The organism is Halarchaeum sp. CBA1220 (assembly GCF_003721175.2).
Lineage (GTDB): Archaea > Halobacteriota > Halobacteria > Halobacteriales > Halobacteriaceae > Halarchaeum > Halarchaeum grantii.
In genome coordinates this window covers 437,405-454,385 of the sequence record NZ_CP054707.1, presented here as the reverse complement: position 1 = coordinate 454,385, position 16,981 = coordinate 437,405, and the positions used below count along the sequence as shown (strand labels likewise).

Below are 16,981 nucleotides of genomic sequence, written 5' to 3'. Positions count from 1 at the left end.
CGCGCTCCCCTTCGCGGGGACATGTACGCACTGGACGTGGCCACGCCTGCGGGCCGCGACCCCTCGCCCATCGTCGACCGACTCCGCGACGCGTTCGCCGACCGGGGCCGCGTCGCGGTCGTCCGCCGCGACGCGACGCTGGACGCGCCGACCCACACGACCGTGCGCGTCGGCGACGGCGGGGTGCGCTCGACGGCCGCGACGCCGCTCGACCTCGACGCCGTCCTCGACGACCTCGCGGCGACGCACGACTACGCGATCACCGTCGGCTTCTCCGACGCGGCGCTCCCGCGTCTCGCGCTCGGCGACGCCGACGCGGCCGACCCGCTCGCGCGAGCGGACGACGCGGGCGAGGTGGACGTCGCGGCGGTGGCGGACGCGCTCGAGGCGACCGAGCCCTACGAGTCGCTCGCGTCGCTCGTCGCGCGAGCGAAACGCTCCCCGGACGCCGAGTTCTCCGGGGCGATTGCGACGTTCACCGGTCGCGTCCGCGCGAAGGAGGACCCCGAGGACGCGCCGACGGAGGCGCTGGAGTTCGAGAAGTACGACGGCGTCGCCGAGGAGCGTCTCGCCGAGATTCGAGCGGATATCGAGGCGCGCGACGGCGTCTACGAGGTGTTGCTCCACCACCGGACGGGCCGTATCGAGGCGGGCGCGGACATCGTCTTCGTCGTCGTGCTCGCCGGCCACCGCCGCGAGGCCTTCCGCGCCGTCGAGGACGGAATCGACCGCCTGAAGGACGAAGTCCCCCTCTTCAAGAAGGAAGTGACGGTCGACGAGAGCTTCTGGCGCCACGAGCGCGACGCCTGACGCGCGGCGTACCGACCGCGCGCGCCGCCCGAGTCGCGTCCAACCGACCCGACTGGCGGCTGAACGCCCGACATTAGATAGCACGACTCTCGAAGCGTCTGAACCGGGATAACGGATTCAGAATCGTTTGTAAAACGTCTAAGAGTCTCTGAGGGTGTTTTGAATGGTCCGTGAATCGTCGCGAAACCGGTTTCGACCGCCGAAGGAACGCGAAACGACCCTAGCGTTCCTGCCCTTATACGATGCCTCGGGCGATAGGATGAGGTGGCCATGAGCGCAACTGCCCAGCCCTCCACGGACGAGCCCGCGAACGAGTCGGCCGACAAGGAGTCTCGACTCCGGTCCTACCTGCGCGAGAAGGCCGCCGACGGCGAGCTCTACTTCAAGAGCAAGTTCATCGCCGAGGACGTCGACCTCTCCGCGAAGGAGATCGGCGCGCTGATGGTGAAGCTCAGCGACTCCGCCGACGACCTCGTCATCGAGAAGTGGTCCTACACGTCCGCGACCACGTGGCGCGTCCAGCACGCCTGACCGCTCCCTGACCACGACGAAGGCGCATCGCCGCCCGAACGCATCGGTCCCCCCTCCACCCGACGCCGTCGCCCGATCGGCGTCGAGTCGAAGCCCCTTTCTCTCACCTCCCCGTCACGAACAGCCGTGTCGTTCGGCTCCGCACTCACGTCCGCCATCCTACCCGTCCTCCTCGTCGCCGGGGTCGGCTTCGCGCTCGGGCGCGTCCGCGACATCCGCGCCGACGCCCTCGGCACGGTGACGGTCTACGTGCTGACGCCGTGTCTCGTCTTCTACAGCCTCGCGACCACGACCCTGAGCGGCGGCGCCGTCGCGAAGATCGGCGCGGGCGTCCTCGCGTTCACCGTCCTCATGGCCGTCGTCGCGGAGGCCGCCGCGCGCGTCCTCGGCTACGAGGAGCCCTATCGGGGCGCGCTCGTCCTCACGTCCGTCTTCCCGAACGCCGGCAACTACGGCATCCCGCTCTCGCGCTTCGCCTTCGGCGGTATCGGCCAGAGCGTCGCCGTCCTCTACATCGCCGCTCAGTCCGTCCTCATGTACACCCTCGGGGTCTTCCTCGCCTCCCGTGGCGGTCGCGGCGACCTCCGCGACGCCGCCACCGAGGTCTTCCGCCTCCCGCTCGTCTACGCCGTCCTCGCCGCCGGTCTCGCCCGCGTCCTCGGCGTCGTCCCCGCGAGCGACACCGCGCTCATGCAGACGGTCCGACTCGTCGGCGACGCCTCTATCCCCGTGATGTTGCTCCTCCTCGGCATCCAGCTCGCCAACACCCGAAGCGGGCCCGCGCTCTCGAACGCGACCGCGCCCGCCGTCCTGAAACTCGGCGTCGCACCGCTCGTCGCCGTCGCAGTCGCCCTCCCGCTCGGGTTCGCGGACGGCGCCGTCGCGCGTGTCTTCGTCCTCGAGTGCGCGATGCCGGCCGCCGTCACGCCGCTCGTCCTCACCATGGAGTTCTCCGGGGAGGGCGGCGGCTCCGTCACCGCCGCCGAGTACGTCAGCACCGTCGTCCTCGTCACGACGCTCGCGTCCGCCGCGACCCTCGCCGCCCTCATCTGGCTCCTCCAGTCCGGCGTCGTCGGTCTTTGAAACCACTTAACCGCACCCGTCCCCTACTTGGACGTATGTCGGCGGAGTTCTCCGACGCCCCCGCGCCGCGCGCGCTCTCGTCGGTCTTCTACGTCTACGACGTCGTCCGCGAAGGCGACGAACTCGTCTACTACGGCGAACCGCTCGTCGACCAGCGGACGCTCCACCAGACCGCGTGGCCGCTCTTCGACGAGCGCGGCTACGAGGTCAGCATCGAGTCCCGACCGGGCGAGACGGTGCTCGTCGCCGAACCCGCCCGCGAGTCGGGCGAGGCGTTCCCGTGGACGAACGTCGCGCTCGCCGCGCTCACCGTCCTCACGACGCTCTACGCGGGGACGCAGTGGTACCACGTCGACCCCCTCTCGCTCGACGTCGTGCGCGCGCTCCCGTTCGTCGCCGCCGTCATGGGCGTCCTCGGCGTCCACGAATTCGGCCACTACCTCATGAGCCGCTATCACGACGTCGACGCCAGCCTCCCCTACTTCATCCCCATCCCGTTCACGCCCATCGGCACGCTCGGCGCCGTCATCAAGATGAAGGGCGTCATGCCCGACCGGAAGACGCTCTTCGACATCGGCGTCGCCGGCCCGCTCGCCGGCCTCGTCGCCACAATCGTCGTCAGCGCCATCGGCCTCCTCCTCCCGCCCATCAGCGTCCCGGCCGCCCCCGCGGGCACGGTCAGCGTCGCGTTCGGGAACCCCCCGCTCCTCCGCGGCATCGCGTGGCTCCTCGGCCAGCCACTCGAATACGGCGACGGCCTCGCGGTGAGCCCCGTCGTCTTCGGCGGCTGGGTCGGGATGTTCGTCACCTTCCTCAACCTCCTCCCCGTCGGCCAGCTCGACGGCGGGCACGTGATGCGCGCCGTCTTCGGGCCGTCCTACGAGCGCGTCGCGCCGCTCGTCCCCGGCGCGCTCTTCGGCCTCGCTGGCTACGTCTACTTCGCGCTCGACGCGCCCAACGGCGCCACCGTCTGGCTGATGTGGGGCGTCATCACGTCCGTCTTCGTCTTCGTCGGCACCGCCCACCCGGTCAGCGAGGAGCCGCTCGACCGCAAACGCCTCGTCGTCGCGGGCGTCACGCTCCTCCTCGGCCTCCTCTGCTTCATGCCCGTCCCCATCCGCATCATCGGCTGACCCGGCCTACTCGCCGTGCGTGTAGCCGACGTCCGGCAGCTCCTCGCCGTCCATCGTCACGCCCGACTCGGTGACGTCCCCGACGACCGTCAGCGGGACGTCGAGTCGGTCGCGAACCGCCTCGACGGCGTCCGCCGGGAGCGTGCACACGAGCTCGAAGTCCTCGCCGAACGTCGCCGCGCGCCACAGCCGGTCGCCGCCGTCACCGCCCGCCCCGTCGGCCGCGTCGCTGCCTCTGAGCTCGTCCGTCACCGGCACCGCGTCGCCCTCGACGGCGAAGCCCACGCCGGAGGCCTCGGCGAGCTGGTGGAGCGAGCGCGCGAGGCCGTCGCTCGAATCCATCATCGCCGTCGCGTTCCCCCGGAGCGCGACCCCGGCGCCGACGCGCGGCGTGAACCGGAAGAGGTCGTTCGCCCGCTCCGTCTCGCCGGCCGCGAACGCGTCGAGCGCGGCGGCGCTCCGACCGAGCGACCCCGTGACCGCCACGACCTCGCCCGGTGAGGCGCCGTCGCGCGTCACCGGGGCGGCCGTCTCGCCGAGCGCCGTCGTCGCCACCGTGAACTCGTCGTGGTCGTCGAGGTCGCCGCCCACGTACTCGGCGCCCACGCGCTCGCAGACGTCGAGCGCGCCCCGCACGAACGCCTCGACGTCCTCGCCCTCGAAGTCGGGCGCGCCGTAGACGCCGACCGCGCCCGTCGCGTCCGCCCCCATCGCCGCGACGTCCGAGAGCGACGCGCCGACCGCGCGCCACCCCGCCGTGTACCGCGTCGTCCCGGGCGGGAAGTCCGTCGTCTCGTGGAGCATGTCGATGGTCACCACGGTCGACCCGACCACCGCGGCGTCGTCGCCCGCCGCGTCCACGAGGTCGCCGACGAGCGCGAGCGCCGCCCGTTCGTCCATACCCGCCCCTCGCCGCCCGCCCTCAAAACGCCACCGTTTCACACACCCGCGCGGGCGGTGCTTTTACGCGACAGCCCCGAGACGTTCGCGTCGGATGGAGTTCGATACGCGGACGATACTCGTCGGCTTCCTCGGCGCCGTCGCCGTCCTCGCGGCGCTCCTCTGGGTCGTCGGCATCGACGAGACACGGCGGGTCCTCGGCCTGCTCTCGCCCACTGCGCTCGCCGTGATACTCCTCGTCGGGGTCGCCTGGCTCGTCACGTGGGGACTCGCCCTCCGGCGCGTCCTCGGCGCCCTCGGCGTCACCGCGAGCGCGGCGGACGGCTTCCTCCTCTACGCCGCCGCCGCGTTCGCGAACAACGTCACGCCGTTCGGACAGGCCGGCGGCGAGCCGTTCAGCGCGCTCCTCATCTCGCGCGCCACCGACAGCGAGTACGAGACCGGCCTCGCCGCCATCGCCAGCCTCGACACGCTCAACTTCGTCCCCTCGATCCTCCTCGCGCTCGTCGGGCTCAGCTACTACGCCGCGCGCTTCACCGTCGGCGACAGCGTCCGCCTCGTCCTCGGCGTCGTCGTCCTCCTCGCCGTCGGTATTCCCGCCCTCGCCTACGCCGGCTGGCGGAACCGCCACGCCGTCGAAGCCCGCATCGTGCGCCTCGTCCACCCGGTCTGGAGCGCGCTCGGCCGGCGCCTCCCGGTTCTCGACGTCCCGAACCGCGAGAGCGTCAGCCGCCGTATCGACGGCTTCTTCCGCGCCATCGAGCGCGTCGCCACCAGCCGCCGCGACCTCGCGGTCGCACTCACCTACTCCACCCTCGGCTGGCTCTGCATGTGCCTCGCGCTCGCCCTCTCCCTCTGGGCGCTCACCCCGATGGCGGACGTCGGCGCCGCCGTCGTCTTCGTCGTCGTCCCCGTCGCGTCCATCGCGAGCATCACGCCGCTCCCCGGCGGAACCGGCGGCGTCGAGGCCGCTATCGTCCTCCTGCTCGTCCCCATCACCGGCATCTCGGCGGCCACCGCGACGTCCGCCGCGCTCGTCTTCCGGGGCGCGACCTACTGGTTCCCAATCCTCCTCGGGGGTGGCGCGGCCGCGTGGCTCGAAGCGCGGACGGGGCGCTAACGATGGGTTTAACCCTCGGCACCGAGCACTAGTCGCGTAATGGCAACCCTCTACGATGCCCCGACGGACGAGCTCCTCGAAGCGCTCACCGACGAACTCGACGGCCGACTCGACGCCCCCGCGTGGGCCGAGTTCGCGAAGTCCGGCCACGACCGCGAGATGCCGCCCCAGCAGGACGACTTCTGGGCGCGCCGCGCCGCCAGCCTCCTCCGCAAGGTCGCCGTCGACGGTCCCGTCGGCGTCGAGCGCCTCAGCACCGAGTACGGCTCCCTGACGAAGGGCTCGACGCGCTACCGCGTCAGCCCCGCCGAGAAGACCGACGGCTCGAAGAACGTCATCCGGACCATCCTCCAGCAGCTCGAGGACGAGGACCTCGTCGAGACGCAGGGCGTCGAAGGACGCATCGTCACCGCCGAGGGCCGCAGCCTCCTCGACGACACCGCCGGTGACGTCCTCGAAGAGCTCGACCGCCCCGAACTCGAGCGCTACGTCTAACGCCGCCGCGTCCCGCATCGCCCGCGAACCGCTCCCGACGCGAGGCCTCGTCAGCCCGCGTGCGTCGGACCGCCGCACACCGCGTGCGGCGGCACCCCGCTCGTAGAGGGAGTCCCCGAATTTTCGTCTTACCGTTTCACGCTCGTAAGCCATCGGCTCGCGGAGTTTTTGGTCCAGATTTTTCGAGGAGCGGGTCGCGAAGCGACCCCGACGACGAAAAAGGTGGGAGTGGAGTCCCCGAATTGTCGTCTTACCGTTTCGCGCTCGCGAGCCACCGGCTCGCGGAGTTTTTGACGAGATTCCGCAGAACCCGCCACCCAACTAAGGCTTTTTCCCGTTCGAGCGGCTACGTGGGCGTATGAGTGAGAACCCGGACGACGACCGACTCGAGGAGCTTCGCAAGAAGAAGAAGGAGCAGCTGAAGCAGCAACAGCAGGGGGGCGGGGCCGCCGGGGGCGAGCAGCCACAGCAGCAGGCCTCGCAGCAGGCCGAACAGCAGAAGAAGGCGATGCTCCGCCAGTACCTCTCGGACGGGGCGCGCCGGCGGCTGAACTCGGTGAAGATGAGCAAGCCCGAGCTCGCCGAGCGCGTCGAGCAGCAGGTCGTCGCGCTCGGGCGCTCCGGGCGGATTCAGGACCAGCTCGACGAGGACCAGATGAAGGAGCTGCTGCGGGAGCTGAAGCCGGACTCGAAGTCCTTCGACATCCAGCGGCGCTGAGCGGGCGATTGAGCGCGAAACCGAACGGGTTTTTCGTCTTCGCGGCCGATACCCGCTAATGGTCTCGGGTATCGCCACCGCCGTTCTCGCCGCCTTCGTCTGGGGCGGCTACCTCTACGCGCTGAAACGCTACTTCTCGGCGTACTCGGGCGCGGTCGTCGCGGTGGTGATGAACGTCTGCGCGACGCTGTGGTACCTCCCGACCGCCGGGCTCTACCTCGGCGGGTTCCCGTCGCTCCCGCCGCTCGACGCGATGGGCGCACTCGTCACGCTCGGGACGATAGCGCTCGCCGCCGCGGGCTTCCTGACGTTCATGCACGCGATTGCGGACGGCGACGTCTCGCTGGTCGCGCCCGTCGCGAAGGTGGTGCCGGTGTTCGTCCTCCCGCTCGAAGTCCTCTTCTTGCAGGAGGCGTTCGGCCCCCTGCAGGTGCTCGGCGTGGTCTTCGCGACGGCCGCGATCTACCTCGCGAACTACGAGGGCGGCCCGCTCCTCGAGCCGTTTCGCAACCTCGCGTCCTCGCGCGCCGTCCAGCTCGCGTTGCTCTCCGCGATGTGTTACGCGGTGAGCGACGTCGGGAAGCGCCTCGTCCTCCAGGACATCGACGTTCCGGGGTCGGTCTGGATTCCGGTGAGCCTCGTCGGCGCCGCCCTCATCCTCTCGCCGATCGCCTATCGCGACTGGCCGGCGGGCGGGGTCCGAGAGGACCTCCCGCTGTTCGTCGCGGCGGCGGCCGTCGTCGTCGTCGGGCGCGTCCTCACGACGGTGACGTTCTCCGTGACGTCCGCGTCCGTCGCGGCCACCATCATCAACGCGCAGGCCGTCGTCGCCGTCGTCCTCGGGGGATACCTGCTCGCGGAGGACGGCTTCCGGACGCGCCTCGCCGCCGCCGCGCTCGCCGTGACGGGGATCGCGCTGATCGCGAGCTAGGTGACGCTACGCGTCACGACGAGCGAGTGCGAGAGCGTCGCCGAAGGACAGGCTTGAAGCGCGCCGGCGTCGAACACGCCCGTATGTACGACCGGCTCAAGGGATTCCGGGACTTCTACCCCGGGGAGATGCGCGCTCGACGGGAGGCGATGGACGCCGTCGAGGACGCGGCGCGGCGCTACGGCTTCCGCGAGATCGGGACGCCGGCGATGGAGCGCGCGGAGATGTGGACGGACAAGTCCGGGGGCGACATCGTCACGGAGCTCTACGACTTCGAGGACCAGGGCGGGCGACACGTCACGCTCACGCCCGAGCTCACGCCGACGGTGGCGCGGATGGTCGTCGCGAAGCAGCAGGCGCTCTCGAAGCCCATCAAGTGGTACTCGACGCGCGACTTCTGGCGCTACGAGGAGCCCCAGTCCGGGCGCAACCGGGAGTTCTATCAGACGAACGTCGACCTCTTCGGGTCGAGCGAGCCCGAGGCGGACGCCGAGGTGCTGGCGACGGCGGCGGACGCGCTCACGGGCCTCGGGCTGACGGGCGAGGACTTCGAGTTCCGCGTGAGCCACCGCGACGTCCTCGGCGGCGTGCTGAACAGCTTCGACGCGGACGTCCAGACGCGGGACGCCATCCGCGTCGTGGACAAGCGCGCGAAGCTCGACCACGACGACTACGTCGACCGCCTCGCGAGCACCGGCCTCTCGGTCGCGCAGGCGGAGGCGTTCGACGACGTCATCGCGTCGAACGACCTCGAGGACCTCGTCGCGTTCGCCGACACCGAGCGCGTCACGCGCGCGGTGAAGAACCTCCGAGCGGTCCTGCGGGCGACCGAGGACTACGGCGTCCGCGAGTACGTCGACGTCTCGCTCTCGACGGCGCGCGGCCTCGACTACTACACGGGCGTCGTCTTCGAGTGCTTCGACTCCACCGGCGAGGTCGGGCGCTCGGTCTTCGGCGGCGGGCGCTACGACGACCTCATCGAGTCCTTCGGCGGCCAACCCACCCCCGCCGTGGGGTTCGCGACGGGCTACTCGACGCTGCCGCTGCTCTGCCAGCGCGCGGGCGTCTGGCCGGAGGAGGCGGTCCGGACGGACTACTACGTCCTGCAGGTTGGCGACGTCCGGGAGGAGGCGGCGAGCGTCGCGCGCGCCCTCCGCGAGCGCGGGCACGTCGTCGAGACCGACGTCTCCGGTCGTTCCTTCGGTTCGCAGATGAACTACGCCGACTCCATCAACGCCGCGACGGTCGTCATCGTCGGCGAGCGCGACCTCGAGGAGGGGAACGTCACGGTGAAGGACATGGCGTCGGGCGACCAGACGCAGGTCCCGTTCGAGGCGTTCCCGGGCGACCACGACGAACCCCGCTACGACGACTTCGAGTAGGCGGATGCGCCGCGCGTTCCGCCTCGCCTACGACGGCCGGCCGTTCTACGGCTTCCAGCGCCAGCCGGCCGTCCCGACCGTCGAGGACGCGCTCTTCGACGCGCTCCGCGCGCTCGACGTGCTCGACGCGGGCGACGAGCGGCCGCCGGGCTACGCGGCCGCCGGGCGGACGGATCGCGGCGTCTCGGCGCGCGCGCAGACGGTCGCCCTCGACTGTCCCGACTGGCTGACGCCGCGCGCGCTGAACGCCGAGCTCCACGACGCCGTCTGGGCGTGGGCGCACGCGGCCGTCCCCGCCGACTTCCACGCGACCCACCACGCGCGCTACCGCGAGTACGTCTACCACCTCCACGCGCCGGACGCGGACGTCGAGCGGGCGCGCGCGGCCGCCCGCGCCCTCTCGGGCGCCCACGACTTCCACAACCTCACGAGCGACGCGACGGGCACCGAACGCGACCTCTCGCTCGCCGTCGCCCCGGACGGCGACTTCCTCGCGCTGCGGGCGCGCGCCGGCGGCTTCCCGCGGGGGCTCGTCCGCCGCCTCGCCGCGCTCGTCCACGCCGTCGCGACGGGCGCCACACCGCTCTCGAAGGTCGAGCGCGTCCTCGGTGCCGACGAGCTCGACGGCCCCGAGGGCGTCCCCGAGGCCGCGCCCGAACCGCTCGCCCTCGTCGACGTCGGCTACGGCGACGCGTCGTTCGAGACGGACGAGCGGGCGGCCGCCGACACCCGTGCGTTCTTCGCGGACGAGCGCGCTCGCCATCGCGCGCTCGCGCGGGTCGCGGACACCGTCGCTGCGGACCTGTCGGAGCGGTGAGGAACGCTTAACAGCGCTCCGGTTCACGACTCGACAATGAGTAGCGTCCCCGAACGCGAGGAGATCGAGTCGGCGTACAAGTGGGACCTCGACAGCGTCTACGACTCCACGGAGGAGTGGGAGGCGGAGTTCGAGTGGGCGAAGGAGCGAATTTCGGCGCTGAAGGAGTACGAGGGGCGCGTCGCCGAGGACGGCGAGACGCTCCTCGAGTTCCTGGAGGCCTACGAGGAGGTCGCGCGGACCGTCTCGACGCTCGCGTCGTACGCGCGGATGCGCTCGGACGAGGACACGCGAAACCAGGACGCACAGGGGCTGAAGTCCCGGGGGTCCGCGCTCTCCTCGCAGCTCTCGTCGGCGACGAGCTTCCTCGAACCCGAGCTCCAGTCGCTCTCGCGCGACGAACTCGAGGCGATGGTCGCGGAGACCGAGGGCCTCGAGCTCTACGAGCACTACCTCGACGACGTCTTCCGGATGAAGGCACACACGCGCTCGGCGGAGGTCGAGGAGCTCATCTCGGAGTTCGGCGAGGTGCTGGGCGCGTCCAGCGACATCTACGGGATGCTCACGAACGCCGACCTCGAGTTCCCGACCGTCGAGGGCCCCGACGGCGAGGACGTCACGATAACGCAGTCGAACTTCACGACGCTCCTGAAGGAGCGCGACCGCGAGTTCCGACGCACCGTCCACGAGTCCTTCTACGACCGCATCTCGGAGGTGCGGAACACCATCGGCTCCTCTTTGCAGTACTCGACGAAGTCGGACGTGAAGCTGGCGCGCGCGCGGAACTACGACACCGCGCGGGCGGCCGCGCTCGACGGCCCGAACATCCCCGAGGAGGTGTACGACAACCTCGTCGCGACGGTGCGCGAGAACCTCGACGCGCTCCACCGGCACGTCGACCTGAAGGAGCGCGCGCTCGGCGTCGACGAGCTGGAGATGTACGACGTCTACATGCCGCTGACGGACGCAGAGGAGCCCGACATCGACTACGAGACGGCCTGCGACCACATCGTCGAGGCGGTCGCGCCGCTCGGCGAGGACTACCAGTCGCGGGTCGCCGAGGGCCTCGAGTCGGGCTGGGTGGACGTCTACGAGAACCGGGGCAAACGCTCGGGCGCGTACTCCGGCGGGACCTACGACACCCAGCCGTTCATCCTGATGAACTACCAGGGCGACCTCGACTCGGTCTACACGCTCGCGCACGAGCTCGGGCACTCCCTGCACAGCCAGCTCTCGAGCGAGCACCAGCCCTACGTCTACAACGACTACGAGATCTTCGTCGCGGAGGTCGCCTCGACGGTGAACGAGAGCCTCCTGACCCACCACCTGCTGGAGACGACGGACGACGACGCGCTGCGCGCGCACGTCCTCGACCAGTACCTCGAGCGCTTCCGCTCGACGCTCTTCCGCCAGACGCTGTTCGCGGAGTTCGAGCACACGATCCACACGATGGAGGAGAACGGCGAGCCGCTGACGCCGGACGCGCTCGACGAGGCGTACGGCGACCTCAAGCGCGAGTTCTACGCGAACGCCGCCGTCGACGACCGCATCGTTCGGGAGTGGATGCGCATCCCGCACTTCCACTACAGCTACTACGTCTACCAGTATAGCACGGGCATCAGCGCCGCAGTCGCGCTCACGCAGGACATCCTCGCGGGCGACGCGGACGCCGCGGAGGCGTACGTCGACTTCCTGCAGAGCGGCTCGCGCAAGTACCCGCTCGAACTCCTCCGGGACGCGGGCGTCGACATGTCCTCGCCGGCTCCAATCGAGTCCGCCATCGACGTCTACCGGGAGTACCTCGACCGCTCGGAGGAGCTGCTCCTCTCGTAACGCCGCGTCTCAGGGCCGCGAACCCCGGTTCGTGTCCGTGACCCAAAGGAACTTCTTTGTGCGGGCCGTAGCATCGGGTAACGGATGTCTCGTAGTCCTACTCTACCGGACCGGCCGACGCTCGAGCTCGACCCCGAGTCGAGCCCGGAAGAGCGGCTGGCGGCGCTCAGGGATCACCTCCGGGAGCTCCTCGAGGTGAACGAACAGCTCGAGGACCAACTCGACGCGGTCCAAGACCACCACGAGGACCTCCGCGAGGAGGTCGACGACCTCCAGCGCGAGAACGACGCGCTGAAGACGGCGTCGCTCTACCTCGCGACGGTCGAGGATTTCTCCGAGGACGGCGCGGTCGTCAAGCAACACGGGAACAACCAGGAGGTCCTGACGGAGGTCTCCGACCGGATGCGCGAACGCATCGAGGTCGGGGACCGCGTCACCATCAACGACTCCTTCAGCATTCAGGATGTCCTCGACGCGGAGACGGACGCCCGCGCGCAGGCGATGGAGGTCGACCAGTCGCCGAGCGTCACCTACGAGGACATCGGCGGTCTCGACGCGGAGCTCCGCGAGGTCCGCGAAGCCGTCGAGGACCCGCTCGTCAACCCCGAGCAGTTCGAGCTGGTCGGCGTCGAGCCGCCGAGCGGCGTGCTCCTGCACGGGCCGCCGGGGACGGGGAAGACGATGATGGCGAAGGCCGTCGCGAACGAGACGGACGCGACGTTCATCAAGATGGCCGGCAGCGAGCTCGTCCAGAAGTTCATCGGTGAGGGCTCGCGTCTCGTGCGCGACCTCTTCGACCTCGCCGAGCAGGAGGAGCCCGCCATCCTCTTCATCGACGAGATCGACGCCGTCGCCGCCGAGCGCACGGACTCGAAGACGTCGGGCGACGCGGAGGTCCAGCGCACGATGATGCAGCTCCTCAACGAGATGGACGGCTTCGACGAGCGCGGGGACGTCCGCATCATCGCCGCCACCAACCGCTTCGACATGCTCGACTCGGCGATCCTGCGCCCGGGCCGCTTCGACCGCCTCATCGAGGTGCCCGAGCCGGATCAGGCGGCCCGCGAGCGCATCCTCGACATCCACACGCGCGGGATGAACCTCGCGGAGGCCGTCGATTACGCGTCGCTCGCCCGGAAGACCGAGGGCTTCAGCGGCGCGGAGCTCGAGTCGCTCACCACGGAGGCCGGCATGTTCGCGATCCGCGACGGCCGCGACGAGGTGACGATGGCGGACTTCGAGGACGCCCTCGAGAAGATCCAGCGCGACGAGGAGTCCGGCACGCCCGGCTACGCCGCCTACGTCCAGTAACCCCGACCCCTTTCGTTCTCCGTCTTCGCGTTCGCGGAGCGAATCGCTTACTTCGTTCACCCTCCCTAGGCAGGGTATGAACACCATCAACGTCGTCTGGGGCACGGGGACGGGCCCGACGGCGATGTCCGCGTACGACGCCGCGCTCGCGGACGCGAACGTCCACAACTACAACCTCGTCACCGTCTCCTCCGTGATTCCCGCAGCGGCCGACGTGGAGGCGGTGGGCACCGCGCCCGACCTCGGGCCGGCCGGCGAGCGCCTGACGGTCGTCGAGGCGCACGCGAACGCGGCGGGCCCGCGCCACCTCTCGGCCGGCCTCGGGTGGACGAAAGCACCCGAGGGGCCGGGGCTCTTCTACGAGGTGGCGGACGAGACCGACGCCGAGGACGTCGCGGCGCGGGTGCGCGCCGGCCTCGACGCCGGCCGCGAACTGCGCGACTGGGCGTTCGCGGGCGAGCGCGTGGAGACGACGACCGTCGAGGCCGACCCCGGCGAGTACGCGTCCGCCGTCGTCGTCGCCTGCTACGGCGAGAGCGAGCCCATCCTCTGAGGGTCGCCGGTGGGGGAAGGCCTTTCAACCGCGTAGCCACTACTCGGGGGCATGAACGGCAACACGCCGTACGCCGGACCGGGTGGGGATCCCACGAACGAACCGGACGCGGAGCTGACGCCGGAGCAGCGCCGCGCGCTCCGGGACAGCCTCGCGCGCATCGCGGCTCAGACCCGCGAGTACCTCCCGGACGAGTACGTCGTCGGCGCCGAAATCGGGAGCGGACACGACGGCGCTCGCGCGACCGTCGCCGTCCGGCCGCCCGCCGGCAACCCCGTGAGCGCGGGGTTCACCCCGGAGTTCGACGAGGAGGAGTCGGACCTCGTCCCCGCCGACGAGCGCGCGGAAGTCGCGCAGGGACTCGCGGCGTCCGCCGCCCTGCAGGTGAAGCAGGCGTTCCAGAAGCGTTCCGACGACCCGATAGCGAAGTAGTTCAGCTCGCGCTCCGCCCGCCCCCGCCACGACCCACCGGCGGGTCGCCGAAGAGCGCGTAGCCGAGCACGGCGGCCGCTCCCGTGCTCCCGACGGCGATGCCGGTCCGAATACCGACGTCGGCTATCACGCCGCCGAACGCGCCGCCGAGGAGGACGAGCGGTATCGCAGCGAGCACGAGGTCGTGGCGCGTCGCGCCCGGTTCGCTGGCGGTGCGTTCCACTCCCGTCGTGTCGTCTCGCTGCATGGTCCACTCACGAATACGGACGCGGTCCCCGAAAATTTTACGGCTTCTCGAACGCGTAGCGGCGCCATCGGCGTCTCTCAGTCAGTCGCTTTCGCTCCGGCAGTCGCCGTGTGCGGGGAGCCTGATTCGGATCCGGCCCTCCGGGCCGTCCCCGAGGTCGAACGTCCCCTCGGAGCGCTCGACCGCCCACCGGACGGTCCAGAGCCCGATCCCGTCGGCGTGTTCGAGCGGCGTCTCCGCCTCGTCGCGGGAGATGACGCGCGCGCCCGCCGGAATGCCGGGACCGTCGTCGTCGACGACGATTTCGACCGTTTCGCCGTCGTCGACGACGCGGCAGGTGACGTCGAGCGTCGTCACGTCCGCGGTGTCCGCGACGGCGGTGTCGAGGACGGCGTCGAGGGCGAGCTCGAGGAGGCGGTGGCCGCGCGCGACGGCGTCCTCGTCCACGGTCCCGGAGACGTCGACGTCCGGGTGGTCGAGGCGGAGTTCCGTGAGACGCGACGCGAGATGCTCGCCGACCGCGATGGGGCGGACGCGGTCGTCCTCGAGGAGGCCCTCGACGACGCGCGCTTGCTCGGCGAGGTCGACGAGCCGGTGCGCGCGCTCGCGGAGCTTCTCGAGCTCCCGGGGCTCCTCGCCCGCCTCGAAGTAGCCGCCGAGTTGGTCGGCGTATCCGAGGACGACGTTCAGGTCGGTGCGGACGTCGTGTCTGAGGACGCGGTTGATGACGGAGAGCTGTTGGGCGAGGCGCTGTGCGTCCGCGCTCGCGCGCTCGGCGTGCTCGCGCGCCATCTGCCGTCGCGTGTCGACGTAGCCGACGTAGAGGCCGACGACGCCGCCGCCCATCACCCACATTCCCGTGACGAAGACGGGCTCGGCGAGCGTGGCGCCGCGCAACGACTCGACGGCGAGCGACGCGGCGCCCGACGCGCCGAGGACGAGCGCGCCGCTGAGGTACCACCGGCAGAACGTCCACCCGTAGTCGTCGGCGTCGCGACCGCGCGCCCACCGCATACTCGCCACCACCGCCACGGAGAGCGCGAGGCTCGGCGCCCACCCGACCACGTAGTCGATGGGGAGTGCGTGCGTCTCCGCGTGCCCGAGGAGGAAGTGCGAGAGGTTGTACGCCACGAGGGCGCCGCTCACCACCGCGACGATTACCCACGCCCAGCGCGAGCGCACCCCCTCGACGTCGTCCATCACTACCGTTCCTCGACGCTCTGGCGTGTTAAGCGACGTGACCGTTCGAAGCGTCGAAACCGTTCACTCGCCGCCCGCGAGCTACTTCCTCCAGTAGGATTCGGCCCGTTACGTATAATTTACGTAATATGGAGAGTGCGGTTGCGGTGGTGACAGGCACCGCTAGGTGTCTGGAACCCTTCCGAGCCGAACGGCGTCTGAGTGAGAGCCCCCACGGCGTCTGAGGGGACGACTGGGAACCGCTGTGGCTGTCGTGTGATCATCGCTTTAGTGGTGGCTGTAGCTGTATACAGAAATATCGAGGCTGATCGCCGAGAATTCTGCAGGTAGAGAGGTTGGATATTCCTGAAGTAGACGAGATGTTTAGTGCGAGGAGGAACCTGTTGTGGGTATGAGTAAAGGCCGACATAACGAACAATTCGCTATTAAATGGGCTGTAGAACCTGAATCGATTGAAAGACCATATCGAGAAGCCCGAGAAGAACTGTTTGAACAAGTGGTTTCAGAAGTAGAAACCACTGAGGCGGTCGATACTCAACATCCTGAGCGACAATTAAGCGGAGATCTCGAAGGACTCGTAACAATTGGAACTCTCTTCTGTTCGAATCCACGGCTGGCTTATCAGCTCTACAAAATCATCATAGCCAACCCAAATGCTGTGATGGAGAATATCGGATTCACAGGCGATATGGCTGTCTTTGAAACACCAATAAAGTTCGACGTGGAATTCAATCCTGAACTGAATCCAGATATTGATCTGGTGTTTGAGTACAAGGGAAAGAAAGTCTGGAAGACGCCAGAGTACCCCGAGGAGCTTCGGGAACGGGATGAACGACGCTTAGTTGAGAAAATCAACGAAGAATGGGAGAAGGATCTAACTTATGAAGAGTGGAAAGAGGAGTACGATAGCGATGAGGAAGAAGGGACCTGACGCTCATAGAGACTTAGGTTTATCATGGTATATGATTAACAAGTGAGATATGCCCTATTGTTCGGAATGCGGAGCGGAACACGACTTGGAGGACGCATTCTGTTCAGAGTGTGGTGCCGATCTCGACCCACCAGATGAAGCCGAACTAGAATCGGAGACGGAAACGGAGTCGGAAGCTGAGACAGAGACTGCTACATCGACGGCTAAGGAAACAGGAACTTGCGAGAAATGCGACTCAGAGATATCGTTAGAGGCAGATAAGTGTCCTCAGTGTGGCTATGAACCAGCATCGCACGGAATCCTCGGTTCAATCGGAATCGGTCTTTCGGCGGGCGCTTCCATTCTCTTGGGTGGTCTTATTCTCATTATTTGGATAGTCGTAATCGGGAGTAGTCTTTCAATCACAGACGGACTCATCGCAACAGGCTTCTTTGGATTCATCCTGTTATTCCCGCTCGGGATTCTGTATCTGGCAATACAGAAAGAGATGAAGACGCCTACTGGAATAAAGAAAGACTGGAGAGAAGAAATCTTAGGAGACGACTAATTCCTAA

At 68.8% G+C, this 16,981-nt stretch carries 19 protein-coding genes; 16 read left to right on the top strand and 3 right to left on the bottom strand.

Annotated elements, in window-relative coordinates:
* The first annotated feature begins 21 nt into the window (after positions 1-21).
* From EFA46_RS02455 to EFA46_RS02440, 4 genes are all read left to right on the top strand, one after another.
* Entirely contained in the window at positions 22-810 is a 789-nt protein-coding gene (locus EFA46_RS02455; protein WP_123075086.1) for a molybdopterin synthase, read from the top strand.
* A 270-nt stretch (positions 811-1,080) separates the two neighbouring features.
* A complete protein-coding gene (locus EFA46_RS02450; protein ID WP_123077309.1) occupies positions 1,081-1,341 on the top strand; it encodes a hypothetical protein in 261 nt (86 codons plus the stop codon).
* Positions 1,342-1,467: 126 nt separating this feature from the next.
* Positions 1,468-2,424: an AEC family transporter gene (locus EFA46_RS02445; RefSeq protein WP_123075088.1), complete on the top strand. Its 957-nt coding sequence runs from the start codon at positions 1,468-1,470 to the stop codon at positions 2,422-2,424.
* Between the two features lie 35 nt (positions 2,425-2,459).
* Complete coding sequence (locus EFA46_RS02440) at positions 2,460-3,557, top strand: site-2 protease family protein (RefSeq protein WP_123075090.1); 1,098 nt, start codon at positions 2,460-2,462, stop codon at positions 3,555-3,557.
* A gap of 6 nt (positions 3,558-3,563) precedes the next feature.
* On the opposite strand, the gene thiL is transcribed toward EFA46_RS02440, so the two are convergent.
* A complete protein-coding gene (thiL, locus tag EFA46_RS02435) occupies positions 3,564-4,457 on the bottom strand; it encodes a thiamine-phosphate kinase (protein WP_123075092.1) in 894 nt (297 codons plus the stop codon).
* Between the two features lie 94 nt (positions 4,458-4,551).
* Here thiL and EFA46_RS02430 point away from each other — a divergent pair, with 94 nt between their 5' ends.
* The 10 genes from EFA46_RS02430 (at position 4,552) to EFA46_RS02385 (ending at position 14,049) form a co-directional block, all read left to right on the top strand.
* Positions 4,552-5,577, top strand: a complete 1,026-nt coding sequence (locus tag EFA46_RS02430) for a lysylphosphatidylglycerol synthase transmembrane domain-containing protein (RefSeq protein ID WP_123075094.1) — start codon at positions 4,552-4,554, stop codon at positions 5,575-5,577.
* Between the two features lie 39 nt (positions 5,578-5,616).
* Complete coding sequence (locus EFA46_RS02425; protein ID WP_123075096.1) at positions 5,617-6,072, top strand: 30S ribosomal protein S19e; 456 nt, start codon at positions 5,617-5,619, stop codon at positions 6,070-6,072.
* Between the two features lie 358 nt (positions 6,073-6,430).
* The gene (locus tag EFA46_RS02420; protein WP_123075098.1) at positions 6,431-6,790 is read left to right on the top strand and encodes a DNA-binding protein; all 360 of its coding nucleotides are present in this window, start codon (positions 6,431-6,433) and stop codon (positions 6,788-6,790) included.
* 58 nt (positions 6,791-6,848) lie between these two features.
* Complete coding sequence (locus EFA46_RS02415) at positions 6,849-7,721, top strand: EamA family transporter (RefSeq protein WP_123075100.1); 873 nt, start codon at positions 6,849-6,851, stop codon at positions 7,719-7,721.
* Between the two features lie 83 nt (positions 7,722-7,804).
* Positions 7,805-9,103: a histidine--tRNA ligase gene (hisS, locus tag EFA46_RS02410; RefSeq protein ID WP_123075102.1), complete on the top strand. Its 1,299-nt coding sequence runs from the start codon at positions 7,805-7,807 to the stop codon at positions 9,101-9,103.
* 4 nt (positions 9,104-9,107) lie between these two features.
* Positions 9,108-9,920 (top strand): tRNA pseudouridine(38-40) synthase TruA, encoded by an 813-nt coding sequence (truA, locus tag EFA46_RS02405; protein ID WP_123075104.1) that lies wholly within the window; start codon positions 9,108-9,110, stop codon positions 9,918-9,920.
* 36 nt (positions 9,921-9,956) lie between these two features.
* A complete protein-coding gene (gene pepF / locus EFA46_RS02400) occupies positions 9,957-11,753 on the top strand; it encodes an oligoendopeptidase F (protein WP_123075106.1) in 1,797 nt (598 codons plus the stop codon).
* Between the two features lie 84 nt (positions 11,754-11,837).
* Entirely contained in the window at positions 11,838-13,064 is a 1,227-nt protein-coding gene (locus tag EFA46_RS02395) for a proteasome-activating nucleotidase (RefSeq protein WP_123075108.1), read from the top strand.
* 76 nt (positions 13,065-13,140) lie between these two features.
* Positions 13,141-13,617, top strand: a complete 477-nt coding sequence (locus tag EFA46_RS02390) for a pyruvoyl-dependent arginine decarboxylase (protein WP_123075110.1) — start codon at positions 13,141-13,143, stop codon at positions 13,615-13,617.
* Between the two features lie 51 nt (positions 13,618-13,668).
* The gene (locus EFA46_RS02385) at positions 13,669-14,049 is read left to right on the top strand and encodes a DUF5811 family protein (RefSeq protein ID WP_123075112.1); all 381 of its coding nucleotides are present in this window, start codon (positions 13,669-13,671) and stop codon (positions 14,047-14,049) included.
* A gap of 1 nt (position 14,050) precedes the next feature.
* On the opposite strand, the gene EFA46_RS02380 is transcribed toward EFA46_RS02385, so the two are convergent.
* On the bottom strand, positions 14,051-14,296 hold the full coding sequence (locus EFA46_RS02380) for a hypothetical protein (RefSeq protein WP_123075114.1): 246 nt from the start codon (positions 14,294-14,296) through the stop codon (positions 14,051-14,053).
* 81 nt (positions 14,297-14,377) lie between these two features.
* On the bottom strand, positions 14,378-15,496 hold the full coding sequence (locus EFA46_RS02375) for an ATP-binding protein (protein WP_158604250.1): 1,119 nt from the start codon (positions 15,494-15,496) through the stop codon (positions 14,378-14,380).
* 391 nt (positions 15,497-15,887) lie between these two features.
* On the opposite strand from EFA46_RS02375, the gene EFA46_RS02370 reads away from it, so the two are divergent.
* Positions 15,888-16,427, top strand: a complete 540-nt coding sequence (locus tag EFA46_RS02370) for a hypothetical protein (RefSeq protein ID WP_148040651.1) — start codon at positions 15,888-15,890, stop codon at positions 16,425-16,427.
* 49 nt (positions 16,428-16,476) lie between these two features.
* Positions 16,477-16,974 carry a zinc ribbon domain-containing protein gene (locus tag EFA46_RS02365; protein ID WP_123075118.1) on the top strand — a complete coding sequence of 166 codons (498 nt, stop codon included), beginning with the start codon at positions 16,477-16,479 and terminating at the stop codon, positions 16,972-16,974.
* Positions 16,975-16,981 lie beyond the last annotated feature (7 nt).

Coding starts and splice junctions, on each gene's coding strand:
- EFA46_RS02365 (WP_123075118.1), top strand. CDS start 16,477: ATGCCCTATTGTTCGGAATGCGGAGCGGAACACGACTTGGAGGACGCA.
- pepF (WP_123075106.1), top strand. CDS start 9,957: ATGAGTAGCGTCCCCGAACGCGAGGAGATCGAGTCGGCGTACAAGTGG.
- EFA46_RS02455 (WP_123075086.1), top strand. CDS start 22: ATGTACGCACTGGACGTGGCCACGCCTGCGGGCCGCGACCCCTCGCCC.
- truA (WP_123075104.1), top strand. CDS start 9,108: ATGCGCCGCGCGTTCCGCCTCGCCTACGACGGCCGGCCGTTCTACGGC.
- hisS (WP_123075102.1), top strand. CDS start 7,805: ATGTACGACCGGCTCAAGGGATTCCGGGACTTCTACCCCGGGGAGATG.
- EFA46_RS02385 (WP_123075112.1), top strand. CDS start 13,669: ATGAACGGCAACACGCCGTACGCCGGACCGGGTGGGGATCCCACGAAC.
- EFA46_RS02370 (WP_148040651.1), top strand. CDS start 15,888: ATGAGTAAAGGCCGACATAACGAACAATTCGCTATTAAATGGGCTGTA.
- EFA46_RS02395 (WP_123075108.1), top strand. CDS start 11,838: ATGTCTCGTAGTCCTACTCTACCGGACCGGCCGACGCTCGAGCTCGAC.
- EFA46_RS02440 (WP_123075090.1), top strand. CDS start 2,460: ATGTCGGCGGAGTTCTCCGACGCCCCCGCGCCGCGCGCGCTCTCGTCG.
- EFA46_RS02390 (WP_123075110.1), top strand. CDS start 13,141: ATGAACACCATCAACGTCGTCTGGGGCACGGGGACGGGCCCGACGGCG.
- EFA46_RS02450 (WP_123077309.1), top strand. CDS start 1,081: ATGAGCGCAACTGCCCAGCCCTCCACGGACGAGCCCGCGAACGAGTCG.
- EFA46_RS02380 (WP_123075114.1), bottom strand. CDS start 14,296: ATGCAGCGAGACGACACGACGGGAGTGGAACGCACCGCCAGCGAACCG.
- EFA46_RS02430 (WP_123075094.1), top strand. CDS start 4,552: ATGGAGTTCGATACGCGGACGATACTCGTCGGCTTCCTCGGCGCCGTC.
- EFA46_RS02420 (WP_123075098.1), top strand. CDS start 6,431: ATGAGTGAGAACCCGGACGACGACCGACTCGAGGAGCTTCGCAAGAAG.
- EFA46_RS02375 (WP_158604250.1), bottom strand. CDS start 15,496: ATGGACGACGTCGAGGGGGTGCGCTCGCGCTGGGCGTGGGTAATCGTC.
- EFA46_RS02425 (WP_123075096.1), top strand. CDS start 5,617: ATGGCAACCCTCTACGATGCCCCGACGGACGAGCTCCTCGAAGCGCTC.
- EFA46_RS02415 (WP_123075100.1), top strand. CDS start 6,849: ATGGTCTCGGGTATCGCCACCGCCGTTCTCGCCGCCTTCGTCTGGGGC.
- thiL (WP_123075092.1), bottom strand. CDS start 4,457: ATGGACGAACGGGCGGCGCTCGCGCTCGTCGGCGACCTCGTGGACGCG.